The sequence below is a fragment of the Pseudazoarcus sp. NS20 genome (assembly GCF_059703745.1).
This window is the reverse complement of record NZ_BAAKIY010000001.1, coordinates 672,358-695,284: the sequence shown is the minus strand read 5'-3', so window position 1 is coordinate 695,284 and position 22,927 is coordinate 672,358. Positions and strand designations below refer to the sequence as shown.

The following is a 22,927-nucleotide window of genomic DNA, read 5'->3' as shown; positions in this document are numbered from 1 at the left end:
CAGGCACCCATTGTTGACGACGGCATCATGACCTGCTCCCTGTGCACCCGCCACGACGAGTCCATTCTCTGGCAGGACGACGTATGCCGCGTCATCCGTGTCGACGACGCCGACTACCCCGGTTTCTGCCGCGTGATCTGGCACGCGCATGTCGCCGAAATGACCGATCTCGAGCCCGAGCAGCGCCATCATGTGATGAATGTGGTGTACGCCACCGAACAGGTGCTGCGCGACGTTCTCCAGCCGCATAAGATCAATCTAGCCAGCCTCGGAAACATGGTGCCGCACCTGCACTGGCACGTCATTGCGCGCTTCACCGATGACCGCCATTTTCCGCAGCCGGTGTGGGCCGCACCCGAGCGCACAAGCGTCAGCCGCCCGGCGCCGGACGACGCGACACTCTCCGCAGCCCTTGCCAGACTTCTAGACCGCTGATCCCGGACACCCGGAGGACACGATGAGCTACCCCACTGCCGTCGAATGCCTCACCACGCTGCAGAGCCTGCGCAGCGACGACGCCCCCACGTTGCAACGCGAATGCGACGCCATTCTGGAGGCCCTGCTGCATGCCACGCCACCGTCGCGACGTCACCTCGAAGTGCTCGAAGCCATGCGAGGGCCGCTGGCGCAGGCGCTGACCGCTTGCTCGCTGAACTACTCCGATCGCCCGGTCGCGCCCAACACCCCCGAAAACGAAGCCCTCCTCGCGGTGTGTGCCACGTGGCGCAGGATGGCCGACGCCTATTCGGCCATCCTGCAAGACACCGTCCTGGGCAATTCGGCCGAAACCCATACCCTGCTCGTGCAGCGCCGCACCGATAGTCTGGTGCGCGCCCTCGTCGAGTACATGCGTGCTCACCGGGCCGTGCCGTCCAGCCAATGGGCCGCAGTACACGAAAGCCTGATCGACGCAGAAGCCCGCGGCCTGGCACGGGTGCGCGCGCCAGACCCGCTCAACCCCTGGCAAGCGCAAAGCGCTTCCGAAGCGCACACCGTGGCGCTGCTGATGGACCTCGCCAACCCGTTCAGCCGCGTGCCACGCGAGCTCGGGCAGATCTGGCATTGCGCACGCTATTTCGCCCCGTACTGTCACCTGCTGCCCACGGGCAGCGCAGACGATGACGGGCGCCGCACCGCCTACGGGCTGGACCTTGCCGGCAACCACGGCCTGCGCCCGCTCAAGTCAGCAGCGCCCTCTGACAACATCCGTCGTTTCGAGAGCGTTCAGCTTCCGGAGCAATTCCGTCAGCTCAACAAGCACATTCGCAAACAGCACAGCGTGGCCGAACTCACCCTGGATCCTTCGGTGGGGGTGGATGAAGCGGTGCGCCTGCTGCTGTCGCTGTATCGTCCGTGGGCGCGCGGCTCGTCCGGGCGACGCTTCACGCGACGGCCGGGGCGCGGGCATGTCGACCTTACCGGCAACTGGAAGGCCATCGGCTTCTACATCGCCGGCAAGGCCTTCACGCAGCCCAAGCTGTTCGGCATGGCGCGCAGTGTCACCAACGATCTCCACATGCTCACGCTGGGCGAACGCGTTGCCGAGGCGGCCAACAACAAGACCCTGGAGGTCCAGCGCGCCGCGCAGCATCGTGGCTATATCTGCAGTCGCTGGGAAATCCTCGACCAGTCGCCGGGCGGTTTTCGCCTGCGCTGCACGCACAGCGCCGACCGGCTGGAGCATCGCGAACTGATTGCCGTTCGCCCCGGCGACATGAAGAGCTTCCTGCTCGGCATGGTCAATTGGGTGATGTACCGCGAGGACGGCACGCTGGAGGCCGGCGTGAAAGTGCTGGAGGGCATCCCCACATCCGTCGGCGTACGCTCGGTGGGAATCGGCAAGAACAAGCACGACATCAACTTTCAGGAGTCCTTCCACCTGACGGCCACGCCCGCCCTCGATACACCGGCCACGCTGGTGCTGCCGGCAGGCTACTTCCAGCCGTTCCGGGTGGTCGAACTGTTCGACGACAAGCTGCGTGGCTATCGGCTGCTGGAGTTGGTGAATCGCGGAGCCGACTTCGATCAGGCGACCTTCGAACGGGTCACTCTCAGCGGGTGATGCGGCTGTCGGGGAAGCACACCGCAAAGCGGCTGCCCTTGCCCGGCTCGCTCTCGATGCGAAGCTCGGCCATGTGGCGCGACACGATGTGCTTGACGATGGCCAGGCCGAGGCCCGTGCCACCGGTCTCGCGCGAACGCCCCTTGTCGACGCGGAAGAAGCGCTCGGTCAGACGCGAAATGTGTTTGGGGTCGATACCGATGCCGTTGTCCGACACCGAAAACTCGCCGCACCCCGCCGCCCTGCGCCAACTGATGACGATCCGCCCACCCGCCGGCGTATAGCGCACCGCGTTGCTGGCGAGGTTGGCGAAGGCCGAGTGCAGCTCCTTCTGGCTGCCGAGCACGATGTCGCCATCGTCCCGCTCATCAAGCTCGACTTCGATCTGGTGCCGCCCCCCCGACAGCACGATGGCCTCCTGCGAGATGGTGCGCACCAGCGCACATACATCCACGCGCTCTTCATGCGGCGCCGGCGCATCGGTTTCCAGTGCCGACAAAGTGAGCAGATCCTCGATCAGCCGCTGCATGCGCGTGGACTGATCGAGCGCCATCTGCAGGAAGCGCTCCACATCGGCGCGGTCGAGATCATCCAGCCCGTCATGCACGGTTTCCAGAAAGCCGCCCACCACGGTCAGCGGGGTGCGCAACTCATGCGACACGTTGGCGATGAAATCCTGCCGCATGGTCTCGAGCTTCTCGAGCTGTGTGATGTCGCGCGAAATCAGCATCTTCTGACCGCCACCGAACGGCACAACCTGCACCTGCAGGCGAATGCCCGGCTTGCGCGGGGAATGGATCAGCAGTGGCTCATCGCGGCGTTCAGCCTGCATGTAGGCGACCAGCTCCGGCACGCGCACGATGCCCACCAGCGAAACGCCTACATCCTCGTCCTGCGACAGGCCGAGGTGCATCTCGGCGCGGCGGTTGAGCCACTCGATGGAATCGCTTGCCGACAGATACACGATACCGTCCGGCATGGCTTCGCTCGCCGCGCGAAAGCGCTCGAGCGTGGCGGTGTGGCGCACGCGCTCTTCCCGTCCGTCGCGAGCACGTGATTCCAGCTCGTGAAACACCGGGCGCCAAGCACCCAACCCCTCCGGCGCGGGAGCATCGTCACGCCGGCGCGCCCACTGCGCCAGACGCTGCAGATTGCTGAGATGGTGATCGAGCAGGCCGAGCAGCACCAGTACGAACAGACCGATGCCGAACCACAGGCCGAAGGCGTAGCCAACCAGCGCGGACACGGCCGCGCAGACTGCGATGAAGATCAGCGAGCCCGTCCAGATCTTGTACATGAGCGACCGGAAAAGAGTGAGAAGCACGCCCGTGGCGCGCCGCGCGATTATGACACGCCCCCGCGATCAGGCCGCGGCGTCGAGCTGGGTGGAGAAGCGATAGCCACTGCCGCGCACGGTCTGGATCAGCACCTCGTGGCCGGTCGGCTCGAGTGCCGAACGCAGGCGGCGGATGTGTACATCCACGGTGCGCTCTTCGACGAAGACGTGATCACCCCACACTTGGTCGAGCAACTGCGTGCGCGAGTGCACCCGCTCGGGGTGGGTCATCAGGAAGTGCAGCAAACGAAATTCGGTCGGCCCGAGCGCCAGGCCCTGATCTCCGGCGGTGACACGATGCGCCACCGGATCGAGGCGCAGGCCGCCCGCTTCCACCGGATCATCCGTCGCCTGCGGCACGCGGCGGCGCAACACCGCCTTGATGCGCGCCACCAGCTCACGCGGGCTGAAGGGCTTGGTGATGTAATCGTCCGCTCCGGTTTCGAGGCCGGTGACCTTGTCCTGCTCCTCCCCTCGAGCTGTCAGCATGATGATCGGCGTGGCACGCGTGCGCTCGTCGGCACGCAGTCGGCGTGCCAGCTCCACGCCCGACATGCCGGGCAGCATCCAGTCGAGCAGAATCAGATCCGGCAGGGCATCACGCACCAGCCGCTGCGCGGCTTCGGCATCCGCCACGCGGATCACGTTGTGCCCCGCACGGGTCAGATTGACGGCGATGAGTTCCTGAATTGCCGGCTCGTCTTCGACCAGCAGGATGTTTGCAGCCATGGTTCGCTCCATTCGTTCGGGCGCAGTCTATTTCAGTACTTTGACGGTTTTGTGACAGGTCACGCAGAGTGGCTGCATGAGCCCGCGCAGCAGGCACGCCGTGCGGAAATTGTGCGGCGCAAGAAAGATCGCCGAGCGCACGCTCGTGCAAGTGCATCCTAAATGCGAGTGTGACTTATGACCGCCCTGTTCGCACTTAGCGATCAAGCCGGGATAACCCTTATGGCATGATCGCAGTGGCAAATTTCACTTACATTTTACGCCGCGCCGCCCAGCATCGATTGGGGGGCGCGTTTGCGTCTGGGGAAACTCCGGCTACTCGGAGTGTTGCACGCCAGGCGCCTTAGAGCCCAGGGGCTGTGCAATGACCAAGCGATCATCCAGTGGGCTCCGCGCCCAGCAACGCACTCACGCACAACCCAGAAGGGCGCCATTCCGGCGTCTGCGCTCTCGCCCCACGCATCTGACGTGGTCGGTGCTGATCGCCTTTGGCATGGCCGGTGGCAACGCGCTGGCCAACCCGGGCATCGTCACCGACGGCCGCACGCAAACCCAGGTGATCCATAGCGCGCCCGGCGTCGTGGACATCCACACCTCGACGGTGCGTGGCGCGAACGGCTTCAACTCCTTCAGCCACTTCAACGTCGGCAGCGGTCAGGTCGCCAACCTTCATCTGGCGAACAACACCACCAACCTGATCAACCTGGTGCGTGACGGACGCACCACCATCGATGGCATGCTCAATGCCATCCGTGACGGCAAGATCGGTGGCAACGTTTACTTTGCCAACCCGCACGGCTTCATCGTCAGCGCCGGTGGCGTGGTCAACGTCGGCAGCCTGCACGTGTCGACGCCCACCCACAGCTTCATCGACAACTTCTTCGATGGCCTCGGCAACCCCGATGACGCTTCGACCGCGCTGCTGCTGGGCGGCAAGGCGCCGCGCAACGCCCTGGGCGTGATCACCATCGACGGCAAGGTGAATGCGATCGGCGACGTGGCCCTTTCGGCCGGCGCGATCAACGTCGGCGGTGCCATCTTCAGCGGCTCGCGTTTCGTGAACACCGAGCCGGCGTTCACCGATGTCGTCAATGCCAACGGCCTCGCCTCGGCCACGCGCGTAGTCGAACGCGAGGGCCGCATCGAAATCGTCGCCGATCACGATGTGCGTATTTCCGGCACCGTGTCGGCCGACGGCTCGGCCGGCATCAAGGGCGGCCTGGTTTCCGTCGTGGCCGGCGGCAACATCGAGTTGCTCGACGGCGCCCAGGTCAGCGCCCGTGGCGTCGGCGCGGCCTCGTCCGGCGGCGTGGTGGACATGTGGGCCGATGGCATCGCGGTAGCGCATGCCGGCGCCCTCGTGGATGCCTCCGCCGGCGATTCGGGCAACGGCGGTTTCATCGAGTTCAGCGCCAAGGACACGGTCGAACTGGCCGGTGGCGAATTCCGCGCCGACGGTCACAACGGCGCGGCCGGCAACATCCTGATCGACCCCAGCCACATCATCGTCAGCGCCGACATCCTGCGCGGCGCGGGCGGCTACGGCACCCTGCCGGCCGGCGGCACGGCCAACACCGCCAACCTGCACCTGCTGGCCGACGACCGCATCACCGTCGCCGAGGGCGTCACGATCTCCAGCCGCAGCGTGGCCGACTCCACCGCTGCCGCGCACCGCAACGACGCCTCGACCGGCGCTTCGGGCAACATCACCATCGAAGCGCCCGAGATCATCCTGAATTCCGGTTCGGCCATCCTCGCGCACGGCACCGACGGCCATGCCGGCGGCGACGTGCTGCTCACGGCCAAAAAGAACGGCGGCGAACTGGATGTGCTCTCCGGCACGCGCACATCGATCAGCCTGAACAACGCCACCGTGCGTGGCCGCAACGTCACGCTCGAAGCCAGCTCCAGTCACGTCAGCAGCGTGTCCCCGCTGGTCACCAAAACCGTCTCGGCACAGATCGACGTGGTCTCCAGCACGCTGGAAGCCAGCGAAGACCTGACGCTGAGCGCTCAGACGAACGTCGATGTCACCACCCCCACCAACGTGCCGCTGGGCACGGTGGATGTTGAATCCGTGGCGGGCGTGGATGTGCGCGGCACGTCGAACCTCAGCAGCGGTGGCGACACGCGCCTGGCCGCCAGTTCGACGGTGAAGGCCACCGTCAAACCCGGCCTGCCGGACTTCGGCACGCACGCGGGCGATGCCGGCGTAGCAGTGGTGGTCGTCGACAGTCGCGCCACCTCGGACCTGCGCGGCCAGAGCACGGCGAGCGCCACCGGCGCATTGGATGTGACCGCCACCAACACGGTGGATGTCGAAGCCGTCACCAACGCTTCGGCCGGCGGCTCGACCGCCGTCGGCGGTACCGTTTCGGTTGCCGTAGTCGACACCACCACGCGCGCAGCCATCAGCGAGAACGCCCGCGTGACCTCGGCTGCCTCGGTGAATGTCTTTGCCGAATCGATCAACCGCGTCGTGGTCAGCGCCACCGCCTCGGCCGCGGGTGCCAACGGCAAGGGCGCCGGCACCAGCAAAACCGAAGAAGCCCTGGCCGATTACCAGAACGAAGCCTCGACCTCAGACGGTGGCGTCACCGTCGCCGCCGCCGTCGCAGTCAGCGACCTCACCAGCCGCACCGAAGCCTCGCTGTCTTCCAGTGAGACACTGACTTCTTCGGGTGCGGTCGATGTGCGCAGCCATTCGCTCAATCAAGCCGACGTGCTGGCTGACGGCAGCAGCGTCGATGGCGGCACCGGCGTGGGCGCCGGCGTGGCCATCAATCTGGTCGATTCGCTCAATCAGGCCGGCGTGTATCAACGCGTCAGCGCCGCGTCCCTGAACATTGAGGCCGACCTGCCCGCAGGCAGCGACATCAACCGCTTCCACACCGAGGCCCGCTCGGGTGCCGGCGCAAGCAACGTCGGCGTAGCCGGCTCGTTGGCCGTTACCGTCATCGAGAACCGCAGCACGGCCCGCTATGGCTTCGGCGGCTCGGCACCGGGCGGCTCGATTGCACTCGGCCCGCTGCGCGTGTCGGCACGCAACGAAAGCGACACGGAAACCACGGCTGCGCCGCTCAACGGCGGCGCCACGGGTGACAAGGTCGGCATCGGGGCATCGGTCGCCGTACACACCGCCACCAACGACACCCTGGCTGAAATCGCCGACGGGGCGGTTTTGAACGATGCCGGCAACATCACGCTGCAAAGCACCGGCAAGCATGCCACCGCGGTCAGCGCCGAAGCCGGCGCGGCAGGCGGCATCGGGCTGACGCCGGTCGTCGCGGTGGCCGTGGTGGATAACGCCACGGCAGCACGCATCGGCAGCGGTGCCGTGCTTGAGGCCGGCGGCAACGTTTCGCTCAACGCCACGCATTCCGGCACCACCAGCACGTCCGCCACGGCCGATGTAGCCGGTGAGAAGGCGGCCATCGGCGCGGCCGTAGCCGTCACCGTAGTCAGCGACGCCGTCAGCGCCACGACCGCGCGCAGCATCACCGCCGGGGGCAACATCGGGTTCGCCGCCCACGGCGACGCCACGTCGTCGAGCTACGCCAAGGCCAGCGCCAAAGGCGGCAAGAACGACACCAGCGGCGACACGCAGAACGATGGGGTCGACCAGGAAGTCGGCAAGCAACTCGCCGTCGGCAAGGGTCGCCAAGCTTCCGGCAAGAACGATGGTCAGGCTCCCGCCTCGGCCGAAACCGCCGGCGAAAACGGCAGCACCAGCAAGGTCAGCGTAGCGGCCGCCGTGGCGGTCAACGTGGCCGAGTCCGAAGCGCACGCAGCCGTGCTCGACGGCGCGAACATCCAGGCCAACAGCGGTGCGCTGACGCTGTCCGCCACGAACAACACCGACGCCTCTGCCACCGCCGACGGCAGCGCAGTGGGCGACTCGGCCGTGGGCATCGGCGCAGCCGTGGCCATCAACACGGCCACTGCAAATACCGTCGCCTATCTGGGCGCCGGCACGCATGCTGTGCAAGGCCTCAGCCTTGAAGCCGGCATGACCGACAAGGGCGGGGACACCACCAACACCTTCGCATCGCAGGCCAGCTCCGGCGCCGGTTCGGGCAAGGTCGGCGTAGCCGGCTCGCTGGCGCTGAACGTCATCGATACGCGCAGCGTGGCTTCGCTGTCGGAAACCGCCGAGGTGGACGCCGGCCAAGGCGACGTGACTCTGAGCGCCGACAACGCCACCACCAGCACCGTACGCGCGCTGCCGGCCGAAGACGTCACCACGGTCGGCTCCACACTCGGCATCGGCGCTTCGGTGGCTGTCAATGTGGTGTCCAACGAAAGCCGTGCCGAGCTGACCGACGGCGCCAAACTGACCGGCGGCAATCATCTCGTCGTCACGGCTGCGGGCGACTACGCTTCGACCACCGAGGCCGAAGCCGGCTCGGAAGGTGGCGTATCGGTTACGCCAGTGGCCGCCGTGAGCGTGATCGACAACCTGACCATCGCCCGCCTGGGCACCGGCGACGGCCTGAATCTGGACGGCAACGTGACCGTCCAGGCCACGCACGACAGCCAGAACACCACCACCGCCAAGGGCTCCAGCAAGGGCGAAAAGGCCGCCGTCGGCATCGCCGTGGCGGTCTCGGTGGCCAACGACAGCGCACTGGCCACCACTGAGCGCGACATCACCGCCGACGGCAGCATGCGCTTTGCCTCGCTGATGTCGCAAAGCTCGACCACCAGTGCCACCGCCAGCGCCAAGGGCGGCAAGGAAGAGAAGGAAAGCGGCGCGGCCGACGACACGCCGGATGACGGCGTGGACAAGGAAATCAGCAAGCAGGCGAGCTTCGGCCAGACCAAACAGCGCGACACCAGCACCACCAAGAGCAAGACGCCGGAATCCGCCCAGACCAGCGAAGGCAAGGTCAGCGTGGCGGCTGCCGTGGGCGTCACGGCTTCGGACGTTTCGAGCGAGGCCTACATCGCCGACGGCGTGACCATCGTGGCCGGCCAGGCCGTGACGGTTGAAGCCTCGGGCAACACCGACGCCAAGACGACTGCAGACGGCAGCGCAGCAGGCAGCACGGCGATGGTCGGCATCGGCGCGGGCGTGGCGATCAACAGCATCAACGCCGATACGCATGCCTGGATCGGCAATGCCACCATCACCTCCAACGGCGTGACGGTGCAAACCTCCATGACCGACAAGGGCGGTGACACCACCAACACCTTCGAGTCCGAAGCGAAGTCGGGTGGTGGCTCGGGCAAGATCGGCATCGCCGGCTCGGTGGCGCTGAACATCATCGACCAGCGCAGCATCGCGGAAGTGTCTTCCGGCGCGAACATCAACGCCGGCAACGGCGATGTGGTGCTCAGCGCAGCCAGCGACACCGCCAGCACCGCACAGGCGCTGCCGGCCGAAGACGCGGGTTCCGCAAGCAACGGGAAAGTGGGCATCGGCGCATCGGTGGCGGTCAACGTGGTTTCCAACGAAACCCGTGCCGAACTGCGTGACGGCGCCACATTGACGGGCGGCAACGATCTCACTGTCCAGGCCTCCGGCAAGTACGCCGCCACGACCAAGGCCGAAGCCGGCTCGGCGGGCGGCATTTCGCTCACGCCAGTGGCTGCGGTCAGCGTTGTCGACAACCAGACGATTGCACGTCTGGGCAGCGGCAATGCGCTCGACGTGTCCGGCAATGTCATCGTCGAAGCCACTCACAGCAGTACCAACATCACCGAAGCCAAAGGCTCCAGCAAGGGCGAGACCGCCGCCATCGGCATCGCCGTGGCCGTTGCGGTCACCAACGACAGCGCGCTGGCCACCACCGCGCGCAGCCTCGAGGCCGACGGCAGCGTGCGTTTCGCCGCCTACACCTCGCAGTCGTCCGACACCAAAGCCACCGCCAGCGCCAAGGGTGGCAAGGCCGAGAAGAAAACCGGCGCCGCCGACGACACGCCGGATGACGGTGTCGATCAGGAAGTCGATAAACAAGCCAGCTTCGGCCAATCGAAGCAGCGCACCGACAGTTCCACCAAGACACAGAAGCCGGGCTCGGCTCAGACCAGCGAAGGCAAGGTCAGCGTGGCGGCAGCGGTGGGTGTGACGGCGGCCGACGTGCGCAGCGAAGCCTCCATCGGCGACGGTCTGACCATCACCGCCGACCAGGGCCTGACGGTTGAAGCCTCCGGCAACACCGACGCCAAGACCAGCGCCGACGGCAGTTCGGCCGGCAGCACCGCCATGGTCGGCGTGGGCGCGGGCGTGGCCATCAACAGCATCAATGCCGACACGCACGCGTGGATCGGCAACAACGCCAACATCACCGCCAATGGCCTAACGGTGCGCAGCTTCATGACCGAAGTGGCCGGCGACAAGGTCAATACCATCGACGCCTCGGCCAAGGCCGGCGCGGCCGGTGGCAAAGTGGGCATCGCCGGTGCGCTGGCGCTGAACCTGGTGGATGTGCGCAACACCGCCGAGATCTGTGACGGCGTGACGATCGACGCCGACGGCGGCAACGTCGTGGTAAGTGCCGATACGGCCACCAAGACCACCGCCAGCGCCCTGCCGGACCAACCGGCCACCGGCGGTAAAGTGGGTGTCGGCGCCTCGGTGGCGCTGAACCTCTTCGGCGAGGAAATCACTCGCGCCCGCATCGGCTCCGGCGTGACGCTGGGCGACGCCAACGACCTGCGCGTGAGTGCCGCGGCCCAGAGCGACACCACCGCCACCGCAGAGGCCGGTGCTGCCGGCAGCGTGGCCATCGATGCAGTGGTCGCCATGTCCGACCTGAAACTGCAGACCGAGGCCGTCATCGCATCGGGCAGCAGCATCACCGCCGACGGCGATGTCGAAATTTCGGCCGTCTCATCGGGCACGCATACCGCGACCGCCACCGGCGACGTCAAATCCGACAAGGTCGGCATCGGCGCATCGGCCGCCATCATCCTCAGCAACACCAGCACGCGCGCCGCGCTCGACAGCAACCTGACGGCTGGCGGCGATCTCACCGTACGTGCCGGCGCCACGCGCACTTACGAAGCGGTGGCCAAAGCCAGCGCAGGGGGCAGCAAGTCCGAAGACGAAATGAGCCAGTCCGAGAAGGACAAGGCCTCGTCGACCAGCACCCTGAAGAAAACCGAAGCTCAACAGCAGCGCGGCACGGACGTCGCCTCCAAGGCAGAGAACGACAGCGCGGGCGGCAGTGCCGGCGGCGGTGGCGGCAAACTCAATGCCGCAGCGGCAGCCGGCGTGCTGGTCATCGACGACGATGCCAGCGCCAGCATTGCTGCCAACCGCACGCTCGACGTGGGTGGCGATCTGACGGTCAGCGCCACCAACAGCAGCGACTTCAGCGCGCGCGGCCTGGGCGACGCCATCGACATCACCAAGCTCACCAGCGGCGCGGCCGTCGGCATCGGCGTGGGGGTCGGCATCGCCATCCTCAACAACGACACGGAAGCGTCCATCGGCAACGGCACGACGATCGTCAAGGCCGGCGACATTGCCGTGCAGGCCGAATCCAAGCAGAACACCGCTGCGGGCTTCGCCAACAAGCTGGCGGCAGAAGGCGTGGCCGGTGCCGGCTCCGAGAAAGTCAGCGTGGCCGGCGCCTTGGCGCTGGTGCTGTCCGACGGCAGCACGCAGGCCTCAGTCGGCGACAACGTGACGGTTTCCGATGCGGGCGACATCCGCATCACCGCCGACAACACCAGCAAACTCTCGGCCAAGGCCTGGAGCGTAGCGACGTCCGGCAAGGTCGGCGTGGGTGCTTCGGTGGCGGTGCTGGTTGCCGAAAACGAATATCAGGCTTCGCTCGGTCGTGGCGCCGACGTGACCGCCAACAGTCTGGCGGTGGCGGCACGCAACCACGAAATCAATGGCCCGGTCAGCTTCAACTGGGAGCTCGACGGCCTGCAGAACCGCTTCACTGAGGCCAACCTGCAGGTTCTGCTGGGCCAGAACAACTACTACACCGAGGCCATCGCCGGCGCGGCAGCCGGCAACGTGGCCCTGAGCGGCGCGTTCTCGGTGAATATTTTCGACGACACCACGCAAGCCTGGGTAGGTGAAGGCTCCACGCTGCGCACCACTGGCGCGCTGGACCTGACGGCTTCCAATGAAACCACCGCCAAGGCCTTCGCCGGCGGGGTCGCCGCATCCAAGAAAGTCGGCGTGGGTCTGGCCAGCGCCAGCATCGCCAACGACGGCGTCACACGAGCGTGGCTGGCCGACGACGTGCAGGTGCTGCAGGCCGGCAGTGTCTCGCTGAATGCGCTGTCCAGCATGGATCTGGCCGTCATCGGCGCCAGTGCCGGGCTGGCAGGCAAAGCCGGCATCGCCGGGGTGGCCAACGTCATCCACTCGCAGAATCTGGTGGAAGCAAGCATTGGCAACAACGTCGCGCTGAATTCCAATGGCACGCTGACGCTCTCGGCCTCAAACGCCTTTGAGGCCCTCAACGTAGCCGGCGTGGCCGGCGTGGGCGGCACTGCGGGTGTGGGCGTCTCGGCCGGCGTGAACATCGTCGACAATGAGACACGTGCTTCCATCGGTGACGACGGCACTATCTCGGTGGCCGGCGCGGCGAGCATCGACGCCGAATCGTCGGTCGACGTGTTGTCGGTGGTCGTCGGCGGTGCCGGCGGCGGCAAGGTCGGTGTGGCCGCCTCGGCCGCCACCAACATCTTCACGCCCGTCACCGAAGCCTCCATCGGCGACAACACCCTCTTCAACGCCACCGCGCCGCTGGCAGCGCAGTCCGTGCGCGTGAGCGCCGACTCGACCACCGACCTGTTCTCCATCGTCGGCACAGTGAGCGTCGGCGGCACGGCCGGTGTAGGTGGCGCAGCCGACATCGTCGTTGTCGACAAGAACACCAAGGCGTGGATCGGGCAGGACAGCGTCGTGCGCGCCGCGCAGAACATCGGCGTGCTGGCCGATTCGCACGAAACCATCCGCTCCAACGGCGTAGGCTTCGCGGCAGGCGGCACGGCCGGCGTACAGGGCTCGGCCTCGGTGGTGGTGCTGACCACGGACACGCAAGCGTGGGCAGACGACGGTACCGAACTGCATTCGAACGGCAACATCGTCATCGCGGCGGGCGGCTCCAGTGACCTCAATCTGGTCGCCGGCGCGGCAACTGCAGGCGGCACCGCAGCGGTCGGCGCAGGCGCAGCAGTGGCCGTGATCGACAAGACCACGCTCGCCTGGATCGGCGACAACGCCAGCGTGACGGCACTCGGCAACGCCACCGCCGCGACGGTAGAGACCGGCGAGTTCACCGTGAACTACACCAACGCGGCAGCCGGTGAAGGCGAAGTCGCCGCGCCAGGCGTGACGCCGAGCAACGGTGAAGACGACCTCAGCGGCGGCAGCGAAGCACTGCAGAAATCTCGCGGCGCCACGAGCCAGACCACCAGCCTGCAGGGCCTGGCGGTGACCGCGGTCAACCAGGATTCCGTCAAAGGCTTCGCCGTCACCGGCGCGGCAGCCGGCACTGCCGCCGTGACGCTGTCCGGCGAAGTGGGGATACACAACACCACCACATCGGCTTCCATCGGCAATAACACCAAAGTCAACGAAGACAACACCGGCGCGGGCGCCGGGCAATCGGTGCTGGTCGCGGCCGGTAACGATTCCTTCCACCTCGGCGTGGCGGGCGCTTTGTCCGTGGCCGGTACGGTCGGTGTTGGCGTGGGTGCGGACGTGTCGGTGATGAGCCATGACACGCATGCCTCAATCGGCAACAGCTCGACGGTCAATGCTCGCAAGGACGTAAGCGTCCAGGCCTCCTCCGCTCAGGAAGTGGTGTCGGTCAGTACCAGCCTTGGCGCCTCGGGCACGGTGGGCGTGGCCGGCAGCGTCTCGGTGCTGCACTTCGACAATGAAACCTGGGCGTGGATCGGCAACGGCGCCACGGTGAATGCCGACGGCAACGTGGCCGTCAATGCAAGTGACGACACTGCCACCACGCTGATCGTGGGCGGCGTGGGCGTCGGCATCGCCGGGGGCGGAGCAGGTGCCGGCGTAGGCGTGACCATCATCGACAAGGACACCCGCGCGTGGGTGGGCAACAACGCCACTGTCGATGCACGCGGCCAGAACACCTCCAACCTCACGGGCTTCTCCGGCACCGGCTTCAATGCCACCGAGAGCCTGCGTGGCCTGCGCGTGCAGGCATTGTCGAGCGAAGATCTTTTCACCGCTGCTGCGGCCGGCGGTGCCGGGTTGTACGTGGGGCTGGCGGGCGCGGTTTCGGTGGCCACCATCGATTCCGACACCCTGGCGTATCTGGGCAACGGCGTACGCGTGAATACCAACGGTGGCAGCGCCAATGCCGCACAGGACGTCAACGTCACCGCGCGCAATGATCTGAGCCTGTTCAACGTGACCGGTGCCTTGGGCGTCGGCGCAGCGGGCATCGCCGGTGCAGTGGATGTCGGCGTGATCCGCAACGACAGCACCGCCTTCATCGGCGACAACGCCGTGATCAATGCCGCGCGTGATGTCGATGTCAGCGCCTTGTCGAACAAGGACATCGAAACCTATGTGGTGAGCGCTGCAGGCGGTGTCGCCGCGATTGCCGCCGGCATCGGTGTGTATTCGGTTGGCGGCGCACTGGATGGCGATTCGCGCGGCCGACTGGATACCGATGATGGCGACTCTGCCGGCGCTTACGCCGACCAGCAAGCCACCGACTCGAGCATCACCGACAGCTTCCTGGCCGACTACGACGACGACAACGTTCGCAATGCCAGCGCCAAGGTGCGCACGGCGCGTGACGGCACTGGCGTAAGCAGCCGCTTCACGGCCAACGAAAGCCGCGACCTGCCTTCGGGCAACGCCGCATTCGTCGGCGAGAACGCGACCCTCAGTGCCGGCCGCAACGTCACCGTCAATGCCCGCGAATTCGTCGATTTCGACATGACCACGGGCGCGCTGGCCATCGGCGCGGTGGGCTTGGGCGCAGGGGTTGGCGTGGCCAACTTCATGAACAACAACCTCGCCAGCGTGCATGACGGCGTCACGGTGTCGGCCGGCAACGCCGGCACCTTTGGCGTGAATGCCCAACTGGTCGAGAACATCAATGCACTGAGCATCGCCGGCACCGGCGGCATCGTCGCAATCGATGCGGCCGTGGCCGTGCTGCATTCGAACGGTTCGGTCATCGCCGAAATCCAGGACGATGCAAGCGTGGAGCGCGCGCAGCTCGTCACCGTCACGGCGGACGATGATCGCACCCTACACGCCGAAACCACGGGGGTCAGCGTCGGTGCGGTTGCGGCCGGCGCATCGGTTTCGACGACGACCATCAGCGGCACCACGCAGGCCTCCATCGGCAACAACGCGGAGATCGGCGCGGGAGCCGATGTCGTGGGCGGCGTCACGGTGGATGCGTCCGCCAATCACGCCGCAACCGCCCAGGCGCGCGCCGCCAAAGGCGGCCTGGGTCTGGCGGCCAGCGGCACCGTGGCCACAGCCACCATCAAGCCCACGGTCACCGCCAGCATCGGTACGGGCGGCGACATCGACGTCAGCAATGCGCTTACGGTGCAGGCCGACGCCGCCGTTGCAGCACGTGCGGAGTCGCTGGGCATCAACGTCAGCGCCGGGGTCGGCCTCGGCGCTTCAATTGCCGAGGCAGAGGTTGCCCCTGTGGTCACGGCATCTGTCGGCTCGAACACCAGCATCGACGCCGGCAACATCACCGTGCAGGCCAAGCAGTCTCTGCCCGGCAGTGGCCGCTCGGCGTTTGCCTCGGCCACCGGCGCTTCCGGCGGTCTGCTGCTGGGCGCCAACGCCACGTGGTCGGAAGCCAGGAACACCGGCATCGTCAAGGCAATGATCGGCAATGGCAGCACCCTCAATACGGCCGGCGCGGTGAAGGTCGCCGCGCTCAACCTCAATTCGCAGTTGTCGGACGTAGCGGGCTTCTCCGGTGGCCTGGTGGCTATCGGTGCCAACTTCGCACATGCCGAGTCGGACACGCTGACCGAAGCCGAACTGGGCAATCTGGTGAAGGTAACCGCCGGCAGCCTGGAAGTTTCTGCCTCGGGCAACAGCACCAACCACGCCCACGGCATCGCCGGCAGCGGCGGCCTGGTGTCGGCACCGTTCTCGGAAGCTTCGACCTCCACCACGAGCCGCACTTACGCACGCATCGGCAGTGGCAACAGCACACGCAACATCGATGTCGGCACGCTGCTGATCAATGCCCAGCAGACCAGCGAATTCAACAGCTGGATGCGCAACACCAACGCATCGCTGGTGGGCGTGAGCGGTGCCAAGGCAAGCAACTTTGCCTCGGCCCACACGGAGGCACACCTGGGCGCCTCAGCCCGTGCCGAAGCCGACAACATCGTGATCAACGCGGCCAACGCGATGTACAAACGCAATCCGGCAGGTGCCAAGCTCGCCGGCTCGAACATCGATGTGCCGGAATGGAACGTGAACTCCAGCTCCGGCGGCCTGATCGACGTGCCGGCGGCAGAAAGCTCGACCACCATCACCACGCACGCCCTGACCCGCGTCGGCGCGAATGCGCACCTGACGCAATCCGGCGACCGCTTCAACCCCGGCAACTTCAAGCTCGACGCCTCGAACCGTGTCGAAGCCAGCGACAAGGTCAAGATGGCCTCGGGCGGCGCGGTGTCAGCAGCGACTGGCGCGTCGTTGATCAAGGCGGATACCAACAACGCCACCATTCAGGTCGGCAATGGCGCAGAGTTGTACGGCGTCGGCGACATCCGCATGGGTGCCCGCTCGCTGGCCACGCTGCATGCGCAGACTGCGGTCGACGTCTGGGGCGCGGTAGGCGTGGCACCGTACGGCGAGAGCGTCGCGCGCTTCAACGCGAACAATGGCGTGGAGATCGGCAGCGCGAACATCACGTCGCTGAATGACATTCGCCTGTCTGCCGGGGCCAACTCGGACGGCGCAGGCAATGTCATCTCCAGCACTGCCCGCTCCGACGTGTTCAACAACACGGCCATCCCGGTGAACCGCGACCCGGTGGCCGATGCCATCATCAACACGCAGAGCCGCATCAACATCGCCGACGGCGCGGACGTCGGCGCGGTGCGCCACGTCATGCTGTACGCCGAGAAGGGCTCGGCCACGGCATCGGGCGTGGGCATCGGCAAGGATCTGTGGCGTGAAGCGCTGGCCGCAGCCGCCAGCGCCATCAGCAACGCCTTCGGTGGCGGTGACGTTTCCTTCGAGACGCGCACCGGCCGCTCGATCACCAACCAGAACGCCGACGTGGTGGTGAATGGCGACGTCAGCGTCGGCATCCATCGCAAGCAATGGCTGGAAATCGACAGCAACGGCAACGTCACCAGCTCCGATGGCATGGCGGTCATCAAGACCGAATTCCGCGCCATCGCGGAAGACATCCTCAAGCGCATTGCCGAACTGGAAGAGCTGATCCAGAACTACAACCTAGGTGCGGGGCACGACAACACCGACGCCTCGATTGCCGTCGCGGCCTACCGTTCGGAAATCCGCTTCCTCGAGCGCAAGCTGGAAGGGCTGGGCTTCCCGCGCGGGGAAGACGGCACGTTCGGCTTCTCGGGCGTGCCCGGCATCAGCGAATACGATGCCGCCATGGACGCACTCACGGCCATGGGGAGCACGCGTGACGGCTACGACGAGCAAAGCTCGCAGCTCTCGAGCGCGAACACGACGCTTGAAAACCAGAACACGCAGTACGAGAACAGCAACACCGGCTACCGCAACCAAATCACCGGCTGGGAAGGCGAAATTGCTGACCTGGATGACGAGGCGGACAACTACGACTCCGAAGTGGCACGTCTGAATGGCCTGATCAGCACTGCCAACGGTCATATCTCGTCGAACAACCAGCTGATTTCCAGCAACAACACAGTCATTTCGGCGAACGAAAGCGAAATCGCCGAACTCAACGGCAACAGCACCCGCCTGAACGACCGGATCAACGAACTCACCGCCGAGCTGGACGACCTCGACCGCAACCCGATGGCCGGCCCGACAGCGACCTTCATGACGGTGGATGATGCCGTGGCACGCCTCGGCAACATCTACGTGCGTGCGGACAACCTGTCCGGCAGCGGCGAACTGAATGCACCGGGCGATGCCGAGATTCGCATCGAGAACTACAGCAGCAACTTCCTGGTGCTGAACAGCCTGACGATTCCGCCGGATGTCGGCGGCCGGGTGTACTTCAACAGCATCGATGTCGAGAACAACGCCGACATCAACACCATCAACCGCAATGGCGGCGCTGCGTTCGACCTCTTCACCGCCGCCGATCAACCGAACGCCGACGACCGCCCGCAGATCGTCGTCAAGAGCCACTTCAACCCGCTCGACCTGGGCTCGGCCGGCGCCAACATCGCGGCACCGGACATCATCCTGCAAGGCGATATCAGCAACCTGCGCGGCCTGGTGAACATCGACAGCGCCGCAGGCAGCATCCGCCTTGAACAGAAGCGGGATGCCAACGGCAACATCCTGCCCGAGACGGCCAACATTCGCGCCGACGAAATCCGCATCAAGGCCAGCAACGGCGACTTCGTGCAGAGCTACACGGACTCCTTCTTCCACACAGCCGGCACGCCGCTGCCGGTCACGCCGGGGGATACCGAGCTGGCGTTCCCCGACAACGTGTCGAGCATCGATTATTCAGCGGAAACCGCCACGTCCGGCATCGTCGCCAACGGCAGCGTGATCATCGCGGCGCGTTACCTGAACATCAACGGCACCATCCAGAGCGGCATCTCGGAATGGGGCGTGCGCATCCCCGACACCGCCACCGTGCAGGTACCGGGCGGCGGCAGCTCCTTCGAGGCGGCACGGGCGCACTACAACAGCCTGTCGGCGCTGGAACAGTCCGCCCAAGGCGCCGAGTACTACGCGGTCTCCGGCGCCACGGTCGACGGTCTGGCCGGCAACGTGCAGGGCAACTGGGAACAGGTGGGCGTGCGCTACAACGCCAAGGAAGATCGCCTGGAGCTGTCCGGCGTGCAGGTGCAGGGCGGTTACATCGAGCTGTTCGGCGAAATCTTCAACACCAACAATCAGGGCGGTGCCAAGCTGCGCGTGCTCGATGGCTATGGTCAGATCAAGATCGACAACCAGACCGACCGCACGCTGTGGGTCAATGCGCTGGACAGCGGCCGGGGGGTGCAGGGCGAGATCAACATCTCGAACATCGTTATCCAGGCCGATGGTTCAGCCGCCATTCAGACGCAGACCTTCACACGTGGCGAAGGCGCTGCCCGTGACGGCTACTTCTACAACCCCGAAGCCGGCATGCGTTATTCGGTCTCGGTGGGCTACAACCAGGAAAAAGTCGACTTCTACCGCTACTCACGCAAAGGCTGGTTCGGTCTCGAATCCCTGATGGGCAGCATCAATCTTGATGAACACCGTATCGCATCGCTGTCGCAGAGCAACAACCCGCTGCTGGCGGGCGAATTCCTCGTGCGTGACAGCGACTCCACCAATCACTACACCAGCAACACGCAAACCACGGTCACCGACTCGGTGCTGACCAAAGGTCGCAGCTGGAAAAACTGCAACTGGTGGACGCTGTGCGCACAGGCCACGCACTACCAGGAATTCACCATCGCCGAAGGCAGCAAGACCACCACCACCGACACCGTGCGCGCCGATTACGCCATCGGCATCGAGTACATCGGATTCGACCAAGGCAAGATCGATGTCAGCTCGGTCGGCAACGTAGTCATCAACGGCTCGGTGACCAACCGCGAAGGCGACACCACGATCACCTCCAGCGGTGGCTCGATCACGCGCAGTGACGATCTGGCGATCGTCAGTGGCCAGGACATCGCGCTGAACGCCTCCAGCGGCATCGGTACCGCCAACCAGTCGCTGCAGGTGAATGCAAAGGGCGTGCTCGACGCGGTATCGGCCAGCGACATCGTGAATGTTCAGCAAATGGTGGGCGATCTGAGGGTCGGTACCATCGGCGGCGCCGGTGTGTCGCAGGCCATCGTCACCAGCGCGCGCGACCTGCTGGCAGCGGATGGCAATTCGCTGATCCAGGGCCACCGCGTGCAGCTGCTGGCCGAGAACGGCAAGATCGGCGACCTCGCCGGCGATTCGCCGCTTCAGGTCAGCACCGGCTACAGCGTGAATCAGGCCGACTGGCACAAGTACGGCCTGAAAGCGACCGCCCGAGGTGACATTGACCTGCAGAACGTCGACAAGGGCGGCGTCTTTACAGGCGATCTGTTGCTGGTTGCAGTGGAGTCGCAGGCTGGTGATGTGCGCATCCAGACCAGCGGCAGCGCCATCGACAACAACCCGTTCGAGACCACCGACACCCGTACCGAAGCAGAGCTGGCCGATCTGTGGGATTCGCTGCGTCTGCGTGGCGATGGTGCAGTCGAAAAAGCCGACGAGGCCGTCGAAGCCTTCGAGAACGGCAAATCCAACAACTACGCGTTGTACTGGCAACTGCGCGCGCTGCAGGAAGACGGTGGCGTCGCCTACGACGAAGGCTTCGCGTACAACGCCTCGACGGCCGAACGGGCTGCACTGACCGCCGCGGGCATGACCGCCGACAACATCAGCGACTTCGAAGCCAACCGTACGGCGCAGTACCACCAGCTGCACGGCGAGGTCGGAAGCTTCACCGATGGCTACCAGGAGGGCTTCCGCTACGCAGCCAGCGGCGACGAAGAGGCCGCCATCCGCAAGGGCGCCTCGTGGTCCGACGCGCAACTGATCCTGTCGGTGGGCGCCGGTCTGCTCAAGAACATCACCGACACCGTCACGACCATCAAGGATGCGAACATCGTCGGCCGCAATATCGAGCTGATTGCCGGAGGTGACATCGGTTCGTACAACCCCGAGCTGGAGATCGACCTGTCCGCCGGGCTCGACACACTGACGGCGGCGCAACGTGCCGCCCTGGCAGCCGCTGAGCGCGGCGATGCGACACTGGACGGCAACATCATCCGTCTGGTTCAGCCGCGCCCGGTCAACGTCACCGTCGGCACGGGCGCCATCAACGCCAGCTCAGGCGGGCTGGTCTTCCTCGGCTCGGAGCACGATATCCGCATCGACCAGATCAACGCCACGGGCGATAGCCGCATCAAGACCTCTGGCTCGCTGATCAACGCAGCGTCCGACCCGTCTGGCGCGAACGTCACAGCCAACAGTCTCATTCTCGAAGCGGCCAATGGCGGCATCGGTAGCACGCCGGATGAAGACGGCGAAGTCGAGAAGGCCCTGAAGGTGAACATCACCTCAAACAAGGGAATCATCGCGCGTGCGGCCGGCGACATCTGGATCGAGGCCGACAGCGACCTGAACGTGGACACCATGTACTCGCGCCATGACATCCGTCTGGATGCAAGCGGCTCGATCCTCGACTTCCAGAACGATGGCTCGACCGTTCTGGCGGAAAACAACATCCGCGCCCGCAACGTCTATCTGAGCTCCACCAATGGCTCGATCGGCACCGCCACCAACGCCCTTGAAGTGGGCGTGAATGCCGACGGCGCCATCACCGCCACCACGCAGGCGGTCGGCCAGGGCGTGTATCTGAACGGCCCGACGGGCGAGCATTTCAATATTGCCTCGGTACAGTCGGGCGATGCCGTAGGGCTCAGTTCCGCCACATCGATGCTGATCAACGGTGTGGTTTCCGGGCCCGGGCCGATCAGCCTGGCGGCCGGCGGCCAGATGACGCTGTCGCAATTCGCCGACGTACATTCGGTTGTCGGCGGCGTGCAACTGCGCGCCAACGAACTGCTGATGCAGGACGACGGCACCGACGCGGCGCGCCTGCGTTCCGACACCGGCACCATTGCGATCGAAACCGACGGCGATGCCACCATCACCGGCATCGAAACCGGCAACGGCACGCTGGATGCGGTGCACATCACCAGTGGTGGTGACATTCTGGACGGTGGTGACACGCGCATGGACATCGTCGCCAAAGCCGCACCTGAGGCCACCCTGACGCTGGACGCTGGCGGCTCCATCGGCACCGGCAACGCGCTGGACATCGATGTTCTGCACCTGAACGCCTCAACCGGCGGTGGCCTCAATTTGTTCGTGGCCGACTCGATCGATATCGGCACCATCGATGCGCAGGAAGCTGTTGAGATCACCGCAGGGCGCGACATCACCGGCAATTCGATCACCAGCCGCACCGACAAGGTCGAGCTGCACAGCATCGCCGGCAATCTGCATGTTGCAAACGTCACGGTCGCAACGGATGCCTTCCTGCACGCGAACCAGATCAATGCCACCATCTGGGGCACGGGCCTGGCGCCAATCGGCGGATCGATGACGGGCTACGGCGGAGCCGTGGCTTCCAACATCGACGTTGATCTCTCCTCGACTTCCGGCTTCAGTTTCGACGCCGTGCGCATGCGCCGCGGTTCCATCGACATGTTGCTGGGTGATCTGTGGATCGACAGTCTGTTCGTGGGCAACCGCGCCACCATCACCAACGCGCAGACACGCATGCTGGTTGATCAGGACAGCCGCACGCTGCAGGGCTACGACGTGCAGCTGTACCCGGAAGGGCGCAGCTTCACGCTGGGGCTGAGCCGCAACCTGATCGACACCGACAGCTTCGTGATCGGACGCAGCCCGGACCACCAGACGGTGACGCCGGACCGCTTCAACCTGAGCAGCGTCGAGTCGACGGAACGTGCCTTGTCCGTGTTGTTGGCAAGCGCCCCGTCCGGCCCGCCGCCGGAAGCACCGTCGTTCCCCGAGCTGGTCGCCTTCAGCGGCAGCCCGGTGTCGCTCGATGAAGATGCTGAAACATGCGAGGAGGCATCCTCGGAAACCTCCTGCGAGTAAA

The 22,927-nt window shown here is 65.7% G+C and carries 5 protein-coding genes; 3 read left to right on the top strand and 2 right to left on the bottom strand.

Annotation, left to right across the window (positions count from 1 at the left end):
- Nucleotides 1-27 precede the first annotated feature (27 nt).
- Both AC6H0W_RS03280 and AC6H0W_RS03275 read left to right on the top strand, forming a co-directional pair.
- The gene (locus tag AC6H0W_RS03280; RefSeq protein ID WP_497575686.1) at nucleotides 28-435 is read left to right on the top strand and encodes an HIT family protein; all 408 of its coding nucleotides are present in this window, start codon (nucleotides 28-30) and stop codon (nucleotides 433-435) included.
- Nucleotides 436-457: 22 nt separating this feature from the next.
- On the top strand, nucleotides 458-2,062 hold the full coding sequence (locus AC6H0W_RS03275) for a cyclic-di-GMP receptor FimW-related protein (RefSeq protein ID WP_497575685.1): 1,605 nt from the start codon (nucleotides 458-460) through the stop codon (nucleotides 2,060-2,062).
- Here AC6H0W_RS03275 and phoR read toward each other — a convergent pair.
- Together phoR and phoB are read right to left on the bottom strand one after the other, a co-directional pair.
- A complete protein-coding gene (gene phoR / locus AC6H0W_RS03270) occupies nucleotides 2,052-3,359 on the bottom strand; it encodes a phosphate regulon sensor histidine kinase PhoR (protein WP_497575684.1) in 1,308 nt (435 codons plus the stop codon). The genes AC6H0W_RS03275 and phoR overlap by 11 nt on opposite strands.
- 66 nt (nucleotides 3,360-3,425) lie before the next feature.
- The gene (gene phoB / locus AC6H0W_RS03265) at nucleotides 3,426-4,127 is read right to left on the bottom strand and encodes a phosphate regulon transcriptional regulator PhoB (RefSeq protein WP_497575683.1); all 702 of its coding nucleotides are present in this window, start codon (nucleotides 4,125-4,127) and stop codon (nucleotides 3,426-3,428) included.
- Between the two features lie 475 nt (nucleotides 4,128-4,602).
- Here phoB and AC6H0W_RS03260 point away from each other — a divergent pair, with 475 nt between their 5' ends.
- Entirely contained in the window at nucleotides 4,603-22,926 is an 18,324-nt protein-coding gene (locus AC6H0W_RS03260; RefSeq protein WP_497575682.1) for a leukotoxin LktA family filamentous adhesin, read from the top strand.
- Nucleotide 22,927 lies beyond the last annotated feature (1 nt).